The sequence below is a fragment of the Brevibacillus sp. Leaf182 genome (assembly GCF_001423865.2).
In the GTDB taxonomy this organism is placed as follows: domain Bacteria; phylum Bacillota; class Bacilli; order Brevibacillales; family Brevibacillaceae; genus Brevibacillus; species Brevibacillus brevis_C.
This window is the reverse complement of the sequence record NZ_LMPN02000036.1, coordinates 23,837-44,105: the sequence shown is the minus strand read 5'-3', so window position 1 is coordinate 44,105 and position 20,269 is coordinate 23,837. Positions and strand designations below refer to the sequence as shown.

At 47.6% G+C, this 20,269-nt stretch carries 16 protein-coding genes; 8 read left to right on the top strand and 8 right to left on the bottom strand.

Annotated elements, in window-relative coordinates:
• Positions 1-215: 215 nt before the first annotated feature.
• Entirely contained in the window at positions 216-1,094 is an 879-nt protein-coding gene (locus ASG16_RS26710; RefSeq protein ID WP_056494394.1) for a PhzF family protein, read from the bottom strand.
• Between the two features lie 380 nt (positions 1,095-1,474).
• Positions 1,475-1,858, bottom strand: coding sequence for a MerR family transcriptional regulator (locus ASG16_RS26705; RefSeq protein WP_056494396.1), 384 nt, complete (start codon positions 1,856-1,858; stop codon positions 1,475-1,477).
• Positions 1,859-2,089: 231 nt separating this feature from the next.
• On the opposite strand from ASG16_RS26705, the gene ASG16_RS26700 reads away from it, so the two are divergent.
• From ASG16_RS26700 to ASG16_RS26690, 3 genes are all read left to right on the top strand, one after another.
• Positions 2,090-2,845 (top strand): SDR family NAD(P)-dependent oxidoreductase, encoded by a 756-nt coding sequence (locus ASG16_RS26700; protein WP_056494398.1) that lies wholly within the window; start codon positions 2,090-2,092, stop codon positions 2,843-2,845.
• Positions 2,846-2,946: 101 nt separating this feature from the next.
• Positions 2,947-3,384: a tautomerase family protein gene (locus tag ASG16_RS26695; RefSeq protein WP_241970838.1), complete on the top strand. Its 438-nt coding sequence runs from the start codon at positions 2,947-2,949 to the stop codon at positions 3,382-3,384.
• Between the two features lie 84 nt (positions 3,385-3,468).
• Positions 3,469-3,825 carry an SDR family NAD(P)-dependent oxidoreductase gene (locus ASG16_RS26690; protein WP_370444419.1) on the top strand — a complete coding sequence of 119 codons (357 nt, stop codon included), beginning with the start codon at positions 3,469-3,471 and terminating at the stop codon, positions 3,823-3,825.
• Here the strand turns inward: ASG16_RS26690 and ASG16_RS26685 are convergent.
• Entirely contained in the window at positions 3,722-6,307 is a 2,586-nt protein-coding gene (locus ASG16_RS26685) for a metallophosphoesterase (RefSeq protein ID WP_056494400.1), read from the bottom strand. The two genes, ASG16_RS26690 and ASG16_RS26685, sit on opposite strands and share 104 nt — an antisense overlap.
• A gap of 2 nt (positions 6,308-6,309) precedes the next feature.
• Positions 6,310-7,575 carry a class I SAM-dependent methyltransferase gene (locus ASG16_RS26680; RefSeq protein ID WP_056494402.1) on the bottom strand — a complete coding sequence of 422 codons (1,266 nt, stop codon included), beginning with the start codon at positions 7,573-7,575 and terminating at the stop codon, positions 6,310-6,312.
• A 179-nt stretch (positions 7,576-7,754) separates the two neighbouring features.
• Here ASG16_RS26680 and ASG16_RS26675 point away from each other — a divergent pair, with 179 nt between their 5' ends.
• On the top strand, positions 7,755-8,459 hold the full coding sequence (locus tag ASG16_RS26675) for a TioE family transcriptional regulator (protein WP_056494405.1): 705 nt from the start codon (positions 7,755-7,757) through the stop codon (positions 8,457-8,459).
• Here the strand turns inward: ASG16_RS26675 and ASG16_RS26670 are convergent, their stop codons facing one another.
• Complete coding sequence (locus ASG16_RS26670; RefSeq protein WP_056494409.1) at positions 8,460-9,245, bottom strand: enoyl-CoA hydratase/isomerase family protein; 786 nt, start codon at positions 9,243-9,245, stop codon at positions 8,460-8,462. It lies immediately after the preceding gene.
• 180 nt (positions 9,246-9,425) lie between these two features.
• A complete protein-coding gene (gene gnd / locus ASG16_RS26665; RefSeq protein WP_056494413.1) occupies positions 9,426-10,322 on the bottom strand; it encodes a phosphogluconate dehydrogenase (NAD(+)-dependent, decarboxylating) in 897 nt (298 codons plus the stop codon).
• A 171-nt stretch (positions 10,323-10,493) separates the two neighbouring features.
• On the opposite strand from gnd, the gene ASG16_RS26660 reads away from it, so the two are divergent.
• The 3 genes from ASG16_RS26660 to ASG16_RS26650 all read left to right on the top strand — a co-directional run bounded on the left by ASG16_RS26660 (position 10,494) and on the right by ASG16_RS26650 (position 14,451).
• The gene (locus tag ASG16_RS26660; protein ID WP_056494417.1) at positions 10,494-11,360 is read left to right on the top strand and encodes a MurR/RpiR family transcriptional regulator; all 867 of its coding nucleotides are present in this window, start codon (positions 10,494-10,496) and stop codon (positions 11,358-11,360) included.
• 195 nt (positions 11,361-11,555) lie between these two features.
• Positions 11,556-13,097, top strand: a complete 1,542-nt coding sequence (gene gntK / locus ASG16_RS26655; RefSeq protein WP_056494420.1) for a gluconokinase — start codon at positions 11,556-11,558, stop codon at positions 13,095-13,097.
• 25 nt (positions 13,098-13,122) lie between these two features.
• On the top strand, positions 13,123-14,451 hold the full coding sequence (locus tag ASG16_RS26650) for a GntP family permease (protein WP_056494422.1): 1,329 nt from the start codon (positions 13,123-13,125) through the stop codon (positions 14,449-14,451).
• 76 nt (positions 14,452-14,527) lie between these two features.
• Here the strand turns inward: ASG16_RS26650 and ASG16_RS26645 are convergent, their stop codons facing one another.
• Positions 14,528-14,950 carry a VOC family protein gene (locus ASG16_RS26645; RefSeq protein WP_048032855.1) on the bottom strand — a complete coding sequence of 141 codons (423 nt, stop codon included), beginning with the start codon at positions 14,948-14,950 and terminating at the stop codon, positions 14,528-14,530.
• 124 nt (positions 14,951-15,074) lie between these two features.
• Between ASG16_RS26645 and ASG16_RS26640 the strand changes: the two genes are divergently transcribed.
• Positions 15,075-15,344: a hypothetical protein gene (locus tag ASG16_RS26640; protein ID WP_056494425.1), complete on the top strand. Its 270-nt coding sequence runs from the start codon at positions 15,075-15,077 to the stop codon at positions 15,342-15,344.
• 228 nt (positions 15,345-15,572) lie between these two features.
• On the opposite strand, the gene gltB is transcribed toward ASG16_RS26640, so the two are convergent.
• Positions 15,573-20,186, bottom strand: a complete 4,614-nt coding sequence (gene gltB / locus ASG16_RS26635) for a glutamate synthase large subunit (RefSeq protein WP_056494428.1) — start codon at positions 20,184-20,186, stop codon at positions 15,573-15,575.
• Positions 20,187-20,269 lie beyond the last annotated feature (83 nt).

The following is a 20,269-nucleotide window of genomic DNA, read 5'->3' as shown; positions in this document are numbered from 1 at the left end:
GTGTCGCTCACGATCTTCAATGCAAGCGACCTAGCATTGCGTTAGCCCCGAGGAACGCAAAACGATCAAAATCAGAGGAAACGACAGATTGGATGAAAAACGGTTAACCCGTCTGTTCACGCATACATCCTCTGCTATCTATCCTCGCCTTACCATTAGCAGAATTAGCCTATTTGCCCCTATATAGTGGCTGAAAACAAGCTATTTAATTCCGCTTATATCATGATATGTCTTTGTTCAATGCCAGCCACTGCACCGCCAACTCGAACTTGGATGATTTCACCGCTCTCGCTCAGGCGCAAACTTGCCTTGATTTCAGAAGGACAATCCATCGAATACCCTTGCCTGAACATGACATGCTCCACTTCCTGCAAAGATCGTTGGCCATGTTGGTACAAATAGCTAAGCAGGGCACCGTTGGATGTTCCTGTAGCGCTTTCCTCGGGAATATCGTACAGCGGCGCAAAATTCCGGCATTCCGCAGCAGCATCGTCTGGAGTATCCATCGTGAACAGATGATATCCAACCACATCATATTTTTCGCTGATGGCGGTTATAGCGTCAAAATTGGGCTGAACCTCATACAAGAGCTTCCTGCTGCGGATAGGGATAAAAATGTCCCGCAGTCCCGTCGAAACAATTTGGATGGGTAACCCGGTTTCCAGATCCTTGGCATCCATTCCCAAGGATGGGGCTATTTCCTCACAGGATATCCTTTCAAAAAATTTTGGTAAAGCCTGTGACAAATAAACAAGACCCTCGGAGCTAATATCCACATCCAAAATCCCTGCCTTGGTTTCTATCGTATAGAAGGTCCCTTCCTTTGCCAAACCCAGCGAATGCATGAGTCCAAATGCAGCAATCGTGGCGTGTCCGCACAGATCAACTTCGCTGGCGGGGGTGAAATAGCGGATTTTGTAATCCGCAAGCAAGGATTTTTCCATAAAGGCCGTCTCCGAAAAGCCCAATTCTTTCGCGATGAGCTGCATATCTGCAGCATTCAGCGACAGGCCATCCTCTAAGACAACACCTGCTGGATTACCGCCACTCTCCCCTTTCGAAAACGCATTTAACGTATACACTTCCACATTCATGTTCCGCTCGTCCTCTCCTTATCTTCAAAAAACGATGTGCGCAACAGCACGTCCCACTCGCTGCCATGAGACGGATGTCAGGGCTCTCCGTCAATTCGGAATCGTTCAGTTTCGTAACATGCGAATAATAAGGACTAATCTCTCCCGCTCCGTACGGCATTACATTATGTTCACTCCAGACCGGCTCTCCCTGTTTATCAGTATCCATATACATCGTACCGCAACCACCTATTTGTAGAAACATGTTTAAGTCTGGTTGACACTACAAGCGAAACGAGGGGCTGCGGGCTTAACTTATGAAATCTATAACAACCCCAGTACAATGATAGGCCTGGGGCTACTGACGTTTATACCGTATGCGTTTCGGAAACAGGCTTTAGTCAAATTTTTATGCTAGTCCGTTCAATCTGTGATTCTAATACATCATATAGAGCAAGTTTATAGTTTATTTTGTCCAAATTAAAATATAGTTCCCTTATACTCTTCTCAATTTCTTTTTTATGATGAAGCATCATCCTTTTTCGTTCCGAAATAGTCGAATCCCCTTCTTTATACAAGTATACATACTTCTGAATTTGGGCAATGGGCATTCCTGTTGCTCGAAGTGCAGTAACAAAGTGTATCCAGCTTAAATCTTCTTCGTCATATAACCGCTTCCCACTTTCATTTCTCTTCACATGTGGAAGAAGCCCCTCCTTTTCGTAATATCGAAGTGTGGGAGCCGCCATTCCTGTCAATTCAGTTACTTCTCTTATAGTCAACATAAATATCCCTTCATCCCCCTCTATTAAAGTAAACTTTAACACTTTCTTGACTTGTCTAATTAAATTAACCGTGTTTTCGCTATAAATATTGGTAGAAATATGATGAAAACAAAAAAATCCTCTGTTTAATTATGTACTTATTATTATATAAAAAACCCTTGACTTCAAGTAAACTTTAACTTTTATGCTAACAGTGTAATTAATAATGATTCTTGAGAGGATGAAGTTACAATGACAAATATCTCAATCGTCACTGGCGGCAGCCGCGGACTTGGTCGCAATACTGCCATCAGTATTGCGCGTCATGGCGGGGATGTCATCCTGACCTATCGTAGCCAAGCAGATGAAGCAAAGTCTGTTGTTACTGAAATCGAAGCTCTGGGGCGTAAAGCAGTCGCTCTACAACTCGATGTTGGAAACATCGCCAGCTTTGCGGCCTTTGCTAAGACAGTCCGTTCGACCTTGCATTCTACTTGGGATAGCGCCAGTTTCAATCATCTGGTGAACAATGCCGGCCACGGAGAAATGATAGACTTCGCCGAAACAACAGAAGCTCAGTTCGACGGCCTGTTTAATGTGCACGTCAAGGGCATGTTTTTCTTGACTCAGACCCTTCTGCCACTTCTTGCAGATGGTGGCCGTATTGTGAATTTCTCATCAGGTCTCACTCGTGTATCTTATCCCGGATTCTCCGCCTATTCTGCGGCGAAGGGAGCGGTCGAGATTCTAACCCTCTATATGGCCAAAGAACTTGGTCACCGCGGTATCACCGCTAATACCATTGCACCTGGAGCAATCGAAACCGATTTTCTAGGAGGTTCTGTACGCGACATACCTGCTTACAATGACACGTTTGCCGCGATGACTGCCCTTGGTCGAGTCGGGGTACCTGAGGACATTGGTCCCGCAGTCGCCAGCCTACTTGAAAACGATAATCGCTGGGTTAATGCTCAGAGAATCGAAGTCTCGGGTGGTCAGAACATCTGATCGCAGGTAATGGCCCCAAAGTGCCTTCCTTCTAGTTGTCAGAGGCCGCTGCGTGGAGATGCGGCGGCCTCAAAAATATGTCTAAGGAAAGGAAAAATACAATGCCAATGATTATTGTTCACGCACCTGAAGCTGCATTCGATTTGAAGGCACGGCGAGCAATTGTCGGAGAGCTTACCGATTTTGCGCTTGAATGCGAAACCTTGCCAAAGTCCCCCTTCGTCAAAAGTACGGTTTGGACCTATTTTAATCTTTACGATCAAGATACCGTTTTTATGGGAGAAGAAGAAGCGACAACGAATGTTGTCAGCGTGCAGATCTTCGTAATTGAGGGCGGTTTAGACAGCGACGCCAAAAAAAGGCTGATCGAAGGAGCTACTACAATTTTCGGACGACAACTCGGTACTTCTACTCTCATGCCCGTCTATATCATTATTCACGAAGTCCCCGAAGAAAATTGGGGGATCTTTGGGCGGAAAGCGGATTTAGCAGCTTACCGAACATCACCAATTGACGCGGCAGCTATGATAATCAATTGAGCAGCAATAACAACTTCAATTGCGGCCCAACAACAATGCACCCGTTGTGAAATTATCTGATACGACAATTCCATTAATGGGAGGTTGCAGAGTTTTTTAGGTTTGTCTCTAGCGAAAAAATTCGGAGAAAATGGTTTTAAGGTTGTGCCGATTGCACGTAATCCTGAGAAATTAGCCATTATCGAAAGCGAGCTTAGAAAACAAAATATTGAAACACAGTCATTTGTAGCGGATATTACAGACTTAGCCGCTTTGAAACGAGCCATTCAAGCTGCAAAAAAAGAGTTCGGTTCGATTGATGTGTTGGAATTTAGCACCTATGCCAAGGAGAATACATTTACAAGCGCGGATCGATCTCTTTTTCCTTCGCCACTTCAAAGAGCATGGTTGCGACTACTTTTTGATACTCCGTATTTTCTGGAGAAATATCGTCGAATTTGAATCCAAGCATCCGCTGACCCAGCTTGTATTCCCGCATCGAAGTCTTGAGCTTTTGCGTACTATTTTTCTGATTAAAAAGCTTGCGGTACTTGTGGGGGAAACGGTAATCGTAGCCATAAATAATCGCCAAGTACTCCGGATTGCGAACCTTCATGGCAGGCACGACCTTGTGATCGATGAACTCTGGCTTGATCACAATGCCTTCCATCTTGTTTTCCAGTGTAATCGTGGAAAAGTAACGTGCCGCTTGTTCATATGCATTCGGCTCAGACAAATCGATGGCGAGAAAATGATCGTCATTTACAAAGCGATACATATCAGATGTCTTCCAATCCGGCAATTGCTCGTCCCCATTCAAATAGACAGCCTTTAGAATCGAAAAAGGCTTGTAGACCAGCTCCCCTTCTCCTGCATAAAGCTCCATCTGTTTTTGGTAAATGTGATAGGCCTCCAAATGCTTGTCGACAGGAACGTAGCTCTCTTTGATTTCTCGCACATACTTGTAGCTTTGATACACGCTCGAACCGAATTTTTCCGTGAGCGCACTCTTGGATAGGTGGAACTGGTCTTTTTCGAATCCGCTCTCGCCATAGTTGTGAACGAGTTGGTGAAGCGCCTCTTCAAAACCGTTTTCCTGCAAAAATGCAAATTCACTGCGAAGCGCGGATTCGATTGGTTTGAACTGCTTTTCGATCAAGCCCTTCCCTATTGCACTCCACGGCAACAATTCGCCATCCAAGATGAGCATCGCCATTTCATTTTGCTCCATATATTCACGGAACCTTGCATGTAGCTTGTCATATATCGATGTCAAATCAACCTGATTGATGGCATATCCATTTCTGCTGATCGCAAAGCATTTGTCGCGATCATAATGGAGATAGAGATTGCATCTCGAACCCATGTATTTCGGCTGCAACACGACTTGATGAATGCCTCGATTCGCGAAATAATCCAGCCCCGCCTTCAACGACTCCAATTCCTGAGTCTCCACATCCTTATCCGCTGGGGGCATCGTTCCGGAAATAAAATTGACCTTATTTTGCGAGCAGTAACGGAGTCGACGGAGTTCTTCCTCTTCCAAATCACCCACGGATACTTGTTTTTCTGCATGGAACAAGATCGGCAGCTCATCAGTCATCACCCGATGCTCAGATTGAAACGATTTGAAAAACGGCTTGTGTGCGATCACGACGGAGGTTAAAGCGTTTCCGTGTACACATCCGGTATCGAGATGGAGCTTGTTCTTCAGGCGAAACGTTTTTTGGGCCGCGATATGTCCAAAAATATGGTACGGATGATTACTGACCGCTTCAACCGTCAAAAATGCGAGCTGCTCTTCCAATGATGCTGTTCGGTCTATCCGATAATTGCGTTGGCGCCGCATCGAATTCGCATCAAGCTTTCCAATATACTTCTTTTTGCAGGGAGCGTGTGTTACATAATAGGACGGGCCAGTCAGTGCGTTCGATCGATAAAACGGCTGAGCCAGCGTATACAGGTGATTGAACATCGCTGTTAATTCAGCGTCTTTTTCCAGGACGTGTGTGGAATCAAAATAAGTATTCAGTAGCTGTTGATCTACCCCTTTTAGTTCCTTTCGCAAGTACTTGTAGACAAAATTTTCATGGTTCCCGAGAACAAACAAGAAATGCTGTTGATTTTCGTATAGAAACTCGATAATCTCCCTGGTTTGCGCTCCTTTGTCGATCCAGTCCCCTGCTACGATGATTTTGGTATGCTGCACCTTTTCCGTCGTGATGAGACGATTGCCCTCAAGCTTGAATCCGTAGTTTTGCAGGAGACCTTTTAATTCTTGGACGCATTCGTGAATGTCTCCGATGATGATGTATGTTTGATCTTTGGGAAGGATCGTTGCCAGATAGGCATCCTTATTTTCGATCACAACCTCATAACGAGGATTAGTCCCCCCATCTGCCAGTACGTAAAAATCTTTGTGCCGTATCCGGTGAATGTTGTGGTACCCTTCCTTTGATAATGCTCGGAGCACTTCTTGCTTCAACCGGAGAATATGGTTGGTAATCAGCTTTTTTGACCGTTCGGATGCATAGTAATCTTCCCGATTGCGATAATCAAAGAGGATCACTTCCAAGCGGTAATTGTTCTCGGCTGCAATGTCGCGGACTTTCGAGCGAAAGTCTTCTGCTAGCCCTGTTGTATCGACAACCACGAATTCGGCGTTGATCGGAAACGAAGTCACCAAGCGCAGCTTTTCAAACAGGAGCTGAAATGCCTGCTCACTGGCCTCCAGCATCACCTGATCATACTTGTCGTAATCATAGCCCAGCAGTTCCTGGCGAATGCTGTCCGAGGAAATGTATTGGACATTTGCTTTTACGTTTTTTTGTTCATCTTCAAATGAAAGCCTCGGTATAAGAACTTCCTTGGCAAAGGTCGTTTTCCCACATTCGGTGGGACCGACGAGCATAAAAATCGTGTGGACCTGCGTCTGTATCAGCATCGTTACGCCCCCTTTCGCTGGACAATGACGCCTTGTGTGGTGTGTATGTCATTCACGCCGTCACCAATAGATACAAATTGCCCCTGCACCCCGGCTTCTTCCATGATCTCGGTCATCCATGCCTGGAACTCTTCTTGTCCCATTTCCCATTTATGATCGTCGTGGCGATAACCTTCCAGCTCATAGAACTGATTAAAATCTGAGTTCGGTGTCGTAATGATAAAATGGTCAAAATCCAATTGACTGCAAATTTGCTTAATGAACACTCTCGCTTCCTCTTTGCTCATGTGCTCAATGACCTCAGTCAAAATGACATCTACTTGTTCTCCGTTGTAATCCTGTAAAAACTGATCAAGCGAGCTGAACAAAATCAGATTCGAGATTTCTTTTTCCACGGCCCTGCGTCTGACTAAATCCAGCGATTGTTCATTGATATCGATGGCATAGTAATACTGCGGCAGCTTGGTAGCGAACGGGATCGCATAAAAGCCCTCTCCGCATCCGATATCCACAATGGATTTCGTAAAAGGAAGCTTACTCGAGATGTAGTTCCTTCTCTGCAAACCGGTGCTGCCATATTCCAATTGTATGGGGTAGCGGCTCGTCTTCTCGATCTCGGTCTTGTACTTGCGATAGCGCTCTCTGGTTGTCAGGAAATTGCGAGCGAACAGGCTTCTTATGTAAAAAGGCGCGTCGATGACATGGATGCTTTTGATGTATTTATCCAGGATGTTATCGGATATATCGATGTGCTCTTTTCCAAACATACTCAAGAATAGACAGAGCACGCTCACGACGTGGAGAAGCTGATGCAGACTCGTTCTCGTTGTGATGGTCAAAGCGTAGCTTTTATCGGCGTGGTGCTTGAGTTCAAAGGTGAAATCCTTCAGGTGCTTCTCAAAAAATGTCAAATACAGCAGACGTTCGATGTGAATCATGTTGATGAAAAAAACATGCTCATACCCTTCTGCATCCCGCTCGTCGTGTTGCTTCATCGGAGCGGAAAAAAATTCATTGATCGCATTTAACGGAAACAAGGGTGTATTGTACCGGGAGACATTCAAGTATTCAAAATGCTCCTGTTCGGATTGCTTGTAGGAAACCTCATTTTCTGCATCTTTAAAGTAAACGTTATAGGTATCCGCATTGGAAAACCACCCGTATGCGATGCCTTTTCGAATGGATCGTAAACTCATTCCGGAATTCGGATTTTTCTTGATCATGTACGAAAAGTCCGGGTTCTCTGATCGTAGCTGAACAATGGCCATACGTTATCTCCCCTCTGGAAAAGAAGAATCAATACCTACTGACAATCTTCGCTTTTCCATCCCATGCTGAACAGGGTAAAAGTATTACGACCTTCCAAAAATGACCGGAACATTTGCTACGAGATGCTGTTCTTGGTATAGTGATATCCGCGATAACTAACCAGCGGGAGGTACGTTTGATGCCTTATTACAAGCCGATTGAGATCGCTCGCGAGCTACATATTAGCACGAGTGCTTTGCGCCATTATGAATCATGGGGAGTCGTTCCTGCTCCTGATCGTGCCGACAATGGTTATCGACTTTATACAGAAATTCATCTTGCCTATTTTCGTTGCCTGCGCGCCATGTTTCCCGGCTTTGGGGTCGCTGTCACCTGTGAAGTCCTTCGATCGCTTCAAAAAACGGATATGGATGCTGCCTTTTGGCTCGTGAATAAAGAACAGGCCAACCTTCAGCAGGAGAAGGTCGCAGCAGACCAAACACTCGAGCTTTTGCAAAATCTTGATCTCCCCTTGCCTCCAAATAAAAAGTGGCGAAACCGCATGACGATTGGTGAAGTTGCTGCTTACACAGGAGTCACAACGTCTGCGATTCGTCATTGGGAAAAAGAAGGCTTGCTAGTACTGCCACGCGATCCTGAGAATGGCTACCGCCAATTCACTCCCATGGATATACGGAAGATTTTGCTTATCCGCACATTGCGCAATACCGTGTATTTTTTAACGAACATGAAAGAAATTGTACAAGCAGTCGAAAATCAAAGTATTGAGCAGGCCAAAAAAGTGACGGCAGATGCGATCAAAAGTATTCACGATCGCAATCGCCATCAGATGTACGGAATTAGGCGGTTGGTTGAATTATGCGAGGTACTGAAGCTCGTATGATTATCTCCCTGTAAAATGCGGTTTAGTCTTGTCTAAGAAAGCCTTGGTTCCTTCCCGGAAGTCTTCGGTGGATGCCACGAGTCCGAAGTAGTCTGCGCCTAGAAGTGCGGACTCCTCTACTGTCAGATTACTCCCTCGATGAATCGCATCCCATGTTAGTTTCACTGCCAGCGGAGACTGAGACAAAATTTCTCGGAGAACCTCCTCTGTTTCTGCCAGTAGCCGCTCAGACGAAACGACCCGGTTTACCAGTCCCATTCGATATGCTTCATCCGCATCTATCGCTGATCCTGTAAGCAGTAACTCCGCGGCACGGCCTTTTCCTATTAGCCTAGGGAGCCTTGTTGTTCCACCAAAGCCCGCCACTGCTCCAATTCGCACTTCTGGATGTCCCATTTTGGCATGTTGAACCGCAATACGCAGCGAGCACGATTCAGCGATCTCAAGGCCTCCGCCTAACGCATAGCCGTTTATCGCAGCAACAACTACTTTTCCCAACGATTCGATTTGACTGGTCACCGAAACAGCCAACTGAGCAAAATCCCTTACTTCCAACGGTGTCGCCTGATGCAGATACGAGATGTCGGCGCCGGCCGAAAATGCTTTTTCTCCCGCACCTGTAAGGATGACCGCTTTCACACTGGGATCGGCTTTGATCCTGTCCAAGATGGTCGAAAGCTGAGTAAGGACATCTCGGTTCAATGCATTCAATGCCTCTGGTCTGTTTAGCGTAAGAGTCACGATTCCTTTCTCATTCTTGTACAAAACAACCTCTTCGACGCTCATCTTTCCATCCTCCCATCGTTTTAGAAGCTACTGAATAAAAAAGCACTTTTCGACCAGGCAAACTTCTGGGCGATACCTGCATACTTTGCTTTCTAAATAAAAATTCCTTCTTCTTCCATATAAAAAAAGGATGACCCCGGAGCTTCAACCACCGAAGCACCTTTACGGTCATCCCATTTCTTATTTCTTTTCTACGGCATGTCCACCAAATTCATTGCGCAAGGCTGCGACCACTTTTCCGTGGAACGTATCCTCGTCCAACGAACGGTAACGCATCAGCAAGGACATCGCAATCACGGGTGTAGCTGCCTGTAGATCCAGCGCGGTTTCCAGCGTCCATTTTCCTTCCCCGGAAGAATGCATGACCCCACGGATTTCATCAAGCTTGGCGTCTTTTCGAAAAGCTCGCTCTGTTAAGTCCATCAGCCAACCTCGAATGACGGAACCATTTGCCCACACGCGTGCGACCTCGGCAAAATCGTAGTTATACTGGCTTTTCGCAAGTACCTCAAAGCCTTCTCCGATCGCCTGCATCATACCGTATTCGATCCCGTTATGAATCATTTTCAAGAAATGGCCGCTGCCCGCTTCCCCAGCGTATAAATATCCGTTTGCAACGTTAATGTCGCGAATCATCGGCTCGATATGAGTGAATGCTTCCCGATCGCCACCAATCATCATACATGCTCCGTGGCGCGCTCCCTCCATACCTCCGCTCGTACCTGCATCCATGAAGTGAATGCCTTTTTCTTTTAAGCGAGCATAGCGATCTACAGATTGCTTGTAATGAGAGTTGCCACCGTCAATGACGATATCTCCTGTATCCAGCAAGGTAGAGAGTTGATCAACCAATTGATCCACAATCTCTCCTGCCGGTACCATCAGCCATATGACGCGAGGTGTCGGCAGCTTCGTCACAGCGTCTTCCACCGAAAATGCTGGAATCGCGCCTTCATGACTCAACTCTTCTGCACGCGTAGAATCTACATCATAGGCTACGACCTCATGCTGATGCGAGAGCAAATTAAGCGTAAGATTGTACCCCATTTTTCCTAACCCGAGGATCGCAAGTTTCATATCGTGTACGTCACTCCTTTTTGGATCATATCCGTTACCACGTATTATAAGACAAAAATTTTCATCTTTCATCAAAAATGAAGAAAATTTTTTCGAACCTATGAAAAGAAGTCTGATTTTCCTTATACTATCAGTACAGATTCACAATGGAACGTTAGGAGGTACCTATTGATGAACGCTTCCACCCCGCATGCTCCTCGTGTGCTCACGCAATTACGCGCCATCTATACGCAATTAAGCGGGAAAGAACAACAGATCGCCGACTATATTTTGGAGCATGCCAGTGAAATTATTCACTTCTCTATCACGGAGCTAGCCGACCAATGCCAGTGTGCAGATGCTACCGTATTTCGTCTTTGTCGCAGGCTTGGCTTTCGCGGCTACCAAGCATTCAAGATCGCCTTGGCGAGTGAAGTCACGAATCCGAAGCAAACCATTCACCAAGAAATCAATCTCGACGACGATGACGTCAGTGCGATTGCTGAAAAAATTTTCACAGCGAATATCGAGACGATTCGAGATACACAGCAGATTATTAATAAAGATGAGTTAATGAAAATCGTCTCCTGTTTGGAAAACGCAAGTCGGATCGAGTTTTATGGCTCGGGAGGCTCAGCCGTCATCGCACAGGATGCGTACCACAAATTTATGCGGACAGGCATCCCTTGTCTCTATCATTCTGATGCGCACTATCAAGTAATGTCCGCCTCTCTGCTTACCAAAGGAGCTGTCGTCGTAGGCATCTCCCACTCTGGCTCCAATAAAGATATTTTGGCAGCCCTACAAGTTGCCAAGGAAGCCGGAGCAAAAACAATCGGCATCACAAGCTATGGGAAATCTCCTCTCGTGCGTCTGGCAGACATGTGCTTGTACACAACCTCACGCGAAACGGTATTTCGTACAGAAGCCTTGTCCTCCAGGCTTGCTCAACTCAGCTTGATTGATCTGCTCTATGTAGCCGTATCTTTACGGCGGCAGGATGATACGATCGCCAATATCCAGCACATCCGCGAAGCCATCTCACTCAAACGCCTGTAAATCAGGCGTTTTTTCTTTTGCTTGCCTTCTTTTGCAACTTGCAGGAGAAAAATGCAAAACATACAAGCATGGTGTGAAGTGTTCAACTGCGAAATAATTTTTTTCTTAATGCTTAACAAATGAAAAAAATTTCGATATAATCGCGTTATCTCCATGACAACACGTTGAAAGCGTATTCAATTAGGGGTGACTTCTATGACGCAAACCTACTTTATCGGGCTCGATATCGGGACAACCAGTACCAAAGCAATTGTTTTTACTCCTTCCGGCGCCATCCGCGGTACGGGTAATATCGATTATCAGCTACTCGTTCCCCAGCCGTCTTGGGCTGAGCAAGAGCCGGAGACGATTTTTGCTGCTGTCATCCAGGCATTGAAACAAGCACTGGAGCATGCAGGCATTGCCAAAAGCGAGATCGGTGGTATTGGTTTCTCTACTGCCATGCACAGTCTGATCGCTGTCGACCCGAGTGGCAATCCCCTGACAAACAGCATCATCTGGGCTGACAATCGGAGCGTGGCCCAGGCAGATCGACTAAAAGCAGACGGTGTCGGCCACCAGATTTACTTAGTGACGGGCACACCCATCCATCCCATGTCTCCACTGCCCAAAATCATGTGGCTACGGGAGAACTTGCCAGATACGTTTCGCCGGGCAGCCAAGTTTATTTCGATCAAGGAATATGTCATTTATCGGCTTTTTGGTGAGTATATCGTCGATTACTCCATTGCTTCAGCTACGGGGCTGTTCAATCTGAGAAAGCTCGACTGGGATGAGGAGGCGCTGCGAGTCGCAGGCATTTCCAAGCAACATCTCAGCGAGCCTGTACCAACTACTCATATCCTGCGAGGAATGAAGATTCGCTATGCGGAAGAGATCGGGATCGATCCAGATACGCCTTTCGTTGTCGGTGCCAGTGATGGGGTTTTGGCAAACCTCGGCATCGGTGCCATTGATCACGGACAAGTAGCCATTACGATTGGCACGAGTGGCGCTGTAAGAACAGTAGTTCCAGAGCCGATCACCGATCCAAAAGGACGGACTTTCTGCTACGTGCTGACGGAAGATCATTGGGTAATTGGCGGACCATCGAACAACGGTGGGATTATGCTTCGCTGGTTCCGTGACGAATTCAGTTGGCCCGAAGTGGAAAAAGCCAAACAGCTCGGCGTTGATCCTTATGAAGTCATGATCCAAGCTGCTGAGCATGTTCGAGCTGGTGCAGACGGGTTGCTCTTTCTCCCCTTCCTATCCGGCGAACGAGCTCCGTACTGGAACGCCCAAGCAAGAGGCTCCTTCTTCGGTATCGGCCTCCATCATAAGCGCGAGCATTTCATCCGGGCTGTTCTTGAAGGAATCTTGTTTAGCGTATACAGCATCGGTATCGCCCTGCGCGATCTGGCAGGTGGAGCCAAGGAAATCCGTGCATCGGGTGGATTCGCCCGCTCGCGGGAATGGCGCCAGATTATGTCCGACATGTTCGGCTATGAAGTGCTGATTCCGGAAAGTCATGAAAGCTCGAGCTTTGGTGCGGCCCTCTTGGCGATGCATGCATTAGGGGCAATGGATCATTTGCAGGATGTGAAAAAGATGATTCATATTTCGCATCGCCATGAGCCAGATTTGGAACGATCCAGTGTCTATTTGGAGCTTTTCTATATATACGAGCGTGTTTATTACAACCTGCTAGAAGAGTACAAGCTGATAGCCGAATTCCAAAAGCGGTTAAACAACTAGAGACAACAACTAGGGAGGGTTCATCATGCCACTCGTCATTACACTGCTGTCCATCGTCTTCCTGCTCGTTCTCATTACTCGCTTCAAACTGAACCCATTCATCGCACTTTTATTGGCCGCTGGATTTGTGGGAATCGCATCCGGTATGCCGCTTGTAAAAGTTGTGGATTCAATAAAGGATGGGATGGGCGGCACTCTCGGCTTTATCGCGATCGTGCTTGCCTTGGGAACCATGCTTGGCAAAATGATGGCAGAATCTGGCGGTGCCGAACGCATTGCCCGTACTCTCATCAATCGCTTCGGTGAGAAAAACGTACACTGGGCCATGATGTTCGTGGCGTTTATCGTAGGGATTCCGGTATTTTTCCAGGTTGGTTTTGTTCTATTGATTCCACTCGTGTTTACGATTGCCAGACAAACAGGTGTCTCCCTTGTCAAAATTGGAATACCGCTCGTAGCCGGCCTTTCCATCGTTCACGGGATCGTGCCGCCGCATCCTGCTGCTATGGCCGCTGTCGATCTGTTCCAGGCGGATGTTGGTAAAACGATTTTACTCTCGATCATTGTCGCGCTGCCTTCCGCGATCATTGCAGGACCGATCTACGGCAGTTGGATTAGCAAACGAGTCAAGGCCAGCATTTCTCCAGAGCTCTCTTCCCAATTGGCGGAGCCAAAATCCGAGCGTGATTTGCCTAGCTTTGGGATCACCGTCTTCACCGTCCTGCTCCCTGTACTGTTGATGTTGTCTGCAACCGTTGCGGATGTAACTCTGCCAAAAGAACATACCATTCGCCAATGGGCTGATTTTATCGGAAGCCCGATTACGTCTCTGTTGATTGCCGTGATTGTCTCCTTCTGGACGCTCGGGTTCAACCGTGGTTTTACTAAAGACGATATTCTCAAATTCACAAATGATTGCTTGGCCCCAACCGCGACAATCTTGCTCGTCATCGGCGCAGGTGGCGCATTTAACAAAGTTCTGCTGAACAGCGGTGTGGGTGATTATATTGCCGAGCTCGCTACTGCATCTGCGATCTCCCCTATTTTCCTGGGCTGGCTGATCGCCGCCTTGATCCGTGTAGCAACAGGCTCTGCGACCGTCTCCATGATGACGGCAGCCGGTATCGTAGGTCCGATCGCGCTGCAAATCCCTGGAACAAGCCCTGAGCTTTTGGTACTGGCAACAGGTTCTGGCTCCCTGATCCTGTCTCACGTAAATGATTCCGGCTTCTGGCTGATCAAGGAATACTTCAATATGTCTGTGCAAGATACATTGAAAACGTGGACAGTGATGGAGACCATTCTTTCTGTTGTAGCAATCATTTTGATCATGGGACTGTCCTATATCGTGTAATAGGAAATAAAAAACAGGTCTTTCCATCCACATCGCTGGGAGGTAAGACCTGTTTTTTGTCTGGCTGTATAACTGGCTACTTCATACGTTTGGCAATCGGATGATCTTCATTTAACTCTAGCAAATCCCACAGGTTGCCATATAAATCCTGAAAGACCGCCACCATTCCATACGGCTGTTCTTTTGGCTCTCTCACAAATTGGATTCCTCTTGCAACCATCTCATGATAATCTCGCCAAAAGTCATCTGTGTTTAAAAAGAGAAAAACTCTCCCACCAGCCTGATTCCCGATAAATAGCTCTTGCTCAGGTTTGGATGCTTTTGCAAGCAAGATCGTAGTGCCAACAGAACCAGGTGGAGATACGACAACCCACCGCTTGTCCTGTTCTGGCTGATACGTATCTTCCACTAAGGTAAAATGGAGCTTTTTCGTATAAAACGCTATGGCTTCATCATAATCTTTGACCACGAGCGCGATATGGACGATGGATTGAATCATGATCCGGTACCTCCAGCTTTAAATTTTTTTTGGAATGAAATGATAGGTTTGGGACAACCTATGCTTTGGGACTGCACGTTTGATATAGCAGAACTTCCCAACACTAATCGAGGGAGTGACAATCTTGGCTACTAACAACGAACGCAATCACAACGATGCTGTTGAGAACGACGACGCGAACATGTCAGGCAGTGGAGCTTCTGAAGCTGTAGGAACAGTTGGCGGTGCGGCAGTAGGTGCTGCCGTAGGTTCTATTTTAGGGCCACTTGGTACCATTGCAGGTGCGGTTGCCGGGGGTGCACTTGGCAACGAAATGGGAGAAAATGTGGCGGCTGACGGTAATGACACATGGGATGTTGCGAATAATGATGCCAATAAAGACCGAGCAGAATAAAGCAAGCTTCTACTAGGTTTGACGAAACGGGGTGCAGGGGAGAAATCTGCACCTCGTTCCCATTACTTAGCGCAAATGCCTCTTTACTTCTTATTTAAATAATATTCTACTGATTTTCGCAAGACCATCTTTTTAGATTCTTGTTGTTGTTCCTGGTTGGTTATTTCTTTGCTTTGGGCGTAACAGAAAAAACCGACGACTCACAAAATAAGTCATCGGCTCTCCTCCTTATTTGCCCACAGAAACAAAGGCTTGCTCGTGCGCTTTCTTTTTCGCTGCTTTGGCATCGCCTTTCTTCTGGCTCATTTCAAAAGCGGCCAAAATCGCCTCTTGACGCTTCATACCCGATTTCTCCAATTCCTCCATCGTGGAGACGATTTGCTTGTAATCTTTTGGAATGACTTTAACAAACTGCTGGACGGTACGTTCCCACTCATCGAGCAAAGCCTGGGCATGACGGCTGCCTGTGTGGCTAACATGGTTTTCCAGCAAGCGTTTGACTCGGTCGATCTCCCGTTGATCTTCCAGTGTCTCCAAGAGTACCATCTCCTGGTTGCACATCGCGGCAAACTTCTCTTTTTCCTCAGCCAGAACATACGCTGTACCGCCTGACATGCCTGCTGCAAAGTTTTTGCCGACAGGGCCGAGAACGACGACGCGTCCACCTGTCATGTACTCGCAGCCATGATCGCCTACTCCTTCCACAACCGCCGTCACTCCGCTGTTGCGAACGCAGAATCGTTCACCAGCCATCCCGTTGATATACGCCTCACCAGACGTTGCTCCGTAGAACGCAACGTTTCCGATAATCATGTTGTGCTCGGGAGCGAATTTGCTGTTTTTCGATGGTGCGACCGCAATTTTGCCGCCCGACAACCCTTTTCCTACGTAGTCGTTCGCATCTCCCTTGAGATGAAGCGTGATCCCTCGTGGAACAAATGCCCCGAAGCTTTGACCTGCCGAGCCAGTAAAATGCAGGCGGATTGTATCCTCCGGCAGACCGTGCTCGCCAAAGCGTTTGGTTACCTCGCTGCCCAAGATCGTACCAACCACGCGATTCGTATTGGTGATGGTGAGCTTTGCCTCTACCTGCTGCTGTTTATTCAATGCTGGCTTGCACAGCTTGAGCAGTTTTTGACGATCCAGCGTTTCTTCCAGCTTGTGATCCTGGTTGCGTTGATGATAGCGGCCCACTTCCTCGGAGATATCCGGTTGGAACAAGAGTGCAGACAAATCAACATGCTTGGCTTTCCAGTGTTCTTTTGCCTTGTCGTTCATCTTCAGCACATGGCTCTGACCGACCATCGACTCGATGGAGTGATAGCCCAGCTCCGCCATGATCTCACGAACTTCACGGGCTACGAGACGCATGAAATTCACGGCGTGCTGCGGATCGCCTTTAAACCGTTTGCGCAACTCAGGATTTTGTGTCGCCACACCCACTGGGCATGTATCGAGGTGGCATACGCGAGCCATGACACACCCGATGGAAACAAGTGGTGCGGTAGCGAAGCCGAATTCCTCCGCACCGAGTAAAGCTGCAAGGACGACATCACGTCCTGTCATCAGTTTACCGTCCGTTTCCAGAACCACACGGTCGCGCAACTGGTTCAACAACAGCGTCTGATGTGTCTCAGCAAGACCGAGCTCCCATGGCAGTCCTGCGTGCTTGATGCTTGATTTTGGGGAAGCGCCGGTGCCTCCATCGTGTCCACTGACGACAATGACATCTGCCAGACCTTTTGCCACACCAGCCGCAATTGTTCCGACTCCAGCCTTGGATACGAGCTTCACGCTGATCCGTGCACGTGGATTCGCATTTTTCAAGTCAAAAATCAGCTGTGCCAAGTCCTCAATCGAATAAATATCGTGATGAGGCGGCGGCGAAATGAGTCCAACTCCTGGTGTCGATCCGCGTACTTCGGCAATCCACGGGTAGACTTTGCTTCCTGGCAATTGACCGCCTTCGCCCGGCTTTGCTCCTTGTGCCATCTTAATTTGGATCTCTGAGGCATTGACCAAGTAATGACTGGATACGCCAAAGCGTCCTGATGCGACTTGCTTAATTGCACTGCGTCGCAAATCACCGTTTTCATCCATGATGTAACGTACCGAATCTTCGCCACCTTCCCCGCTGTTGCTTTTCGCACCCAAACGGTTCATGGCGATTGCTAAGGTCTCATGCGCTTCCTTGCTGAGAGAGCCATATGACATCGCCCCCGTTTTAAAACGATGAACAATGGAGTCAACTGATTCTACTTCGTTTAACGGGATCGGCTGTCGATTGGACTTGAAATCGAGCAAATGGCGCAGGGCTACGAATTGCTGTGCTGTCGCTTGCTCTGCATAGATTTTGTACTGCTCATAGTTGCCTTCCCGACAAGCTTTTTGCAGGGCATGAACCGTCTTCGGGTTGAATAGGTGGAACTCACCGTCACGGCGGAACTGAAAATCGCTGCCTGCCTCCAATGCTTCCTCGGAATGCTCTGGCAAAAATGCTTTCGCATGGCGAAGCAAAGTCTCTTGCGCAATCACATCCAGTCCGATCCCCGAAATCTGCGAAGGTGTACGGCTAAAATAACGATTGATGACCGCAGAATGAATGCCTACTGCCTCAAAAATTTGTGCGCCACGGTAGCTCTGAATCGTCGAAATGCCCATCTTCGACATGACTTTTACGACACCTTCTACGGCTGTGTGCAGGTACACTTCGACTGCTTCGTCGCCTGTGATATCCTTCAACTTATCCGATTCAACCAAATGGTTCACAGTTGAGATGGCGACGTATGGGTTGATCGCGTCGGCACCGTAACCAATCAGCATGGCAAACTGGTGTACATCACGCGGTTCTCCGGATTCGATGATGATGCTCGCTTTGGTACGTGTCCCTGCGCGGACGAGGTGATGGTGAAGTCCACTTCCAGCCAGCAAGGCAGGGATCGCAGCCAAATCTTTATTCATTCCGCGATCTGATAAGATCAGCAAGCTGTAGCCAGTAGCAATCGCTTCATCTGCCGCAGCGAACAATTGATCAAGTGCCAGCTCTAACCCCTGTTCTCCCCCTTGTGCCGGGAAGAGTATCGACAATGTTTTCGCCTTGAACTCTTGGTATGGGTTCGCGCGGAGCTTCGCCAGCTCTTGATTGGAGATCAACGGATTGGTCAAACGAATTCTTCGGCAATTGCTCGCATCCGGTGCAAGCAGGTTTCCTTCCGCGCCAAGCACAGTATGTGTCGATGTTACGCAAGCCTCCCGTAGCGCATCAATCGGCGGATTCGTGACTTGGGCGAAGGACTGTTTGAAATAGTGGTACAAAAGCTGGGCGCGATCTGACAATACCGCAAGTGGTGTGTCTACGCCCATCGAACCGATGGGGTCTTTCTGCTCAGCCACCATCGGGGCAAGTACCTTGTCGACTTCCTCCTGTGTATAGCCAAACGCTTTTTGGTGCGCAAGCAGGCTCTCTCCTTGCAGCTCCTCCGTGTGACCTGCTGCTGGCAAATCCTCGATAGCATGCAGGTTGTTTTTCACCCATTCCCGATATGGCTGTTCACTTGCGATTTTTTGCTTGATTTCCTCGTCAGACACGATTCTGCCTTCCTCGAGGTCGACGAGCAGCATCCGTCCAGGACTAAGTCGTCCTTTCTGAACAATCGTTTCATCTGGTACTTCGAGAACTCCAACCTCCGATGAGAAAATGATGGTATCATCGGACGTCACATAGTATCTCGCTGGGCGCAAGCCATTTCGGTCGAGAATCGCGCCAATGTGTCTGCCATCCGTGAAAGAAATGGCTGTTGGACCATCCCACGGCTCCATGAGGCAGCTATGATACTCGTAAAAAGCTTTCTTATTTTCGTCGATTCGCTCATCCTGATCCCACGGTTCAGGAATCATCATCATCGCAACATGCGGCAAGGAGCGACCTGCCAACGCGAAAAACTCCACGCAGTTATCCAAAATTGCCGAATCACTGCCCGCCATATCAATGACTGGCACCACTTTTGCCAAATCAGCACCAAAGGCCTCGGACTGAAACATTTTTTCACGAGCCATCATCCAGTTCATGTTTCCTTGCAAGGTGTTAATTTCCCCGTTGTGAATCAAATAACGATTCGGGTGTGCCCTCTCCCATGTAGGGAATGTGTTCGTGCTGAAGCGGGAGTGAACGACCGAAAAGACAGAGGTGTAAGAATTTTCTTGCAAATCTAGATAAAAAGCATCCAGTTGTCCTGGTGTGAGCAATCCTTTATAGACAATCGTACGCGAAGACATGGAAGCGGCGTAAAAATCAGCACCTGCTGCCTGTTCCACCTGCTTGCGAATGACGTACAGCTTCCGTTCAAATGCCATTTGGTCCTGGATATTCGAGCTCGCTCCGATGAATACTTGGCGGACATAAGGCTGACTCGCTACAGCCGTTTTGCCGATTTTCGTCGCATCGACAGGAACTGTTCTCCAGCCGAGTAGCTTTTGTCCCTCTGCTGCAACAATCGCCTCCAGCTGATCTTCATACTTTTGCCGTTTCGCTGCATCCATTGGAAGAAACAGCATACCAACACCGTATTTGCCTGGCGCTGGAAGCGAGATATTCAGCTCTTTACAGGTCTTTTTGAAAAAGGCGTGTGGAATTTGAGTTAAAATCCCTGCACCGTCTCCCGTTTCCGGATCACTGCCTTGACCGCCGCGGTGTTCCAGTTGGCACAGAATTTTCAGACCTTTTCGGACCATATCATGCGTCGATTTCGATTTTAAATTTGCAATAAAACCAATTCCGCAAGCGTCATGTTCGAAAATCGGATCGTACAGACCTTGCTTAGCAGGCATTCCTTGTGTCGTCATGTATCTCCACTCTCCTTGCTCTCTCTGGTATGTACATTTTAGATTGAGTGAAACGATACAAACAATATATAATTTATGCAAAA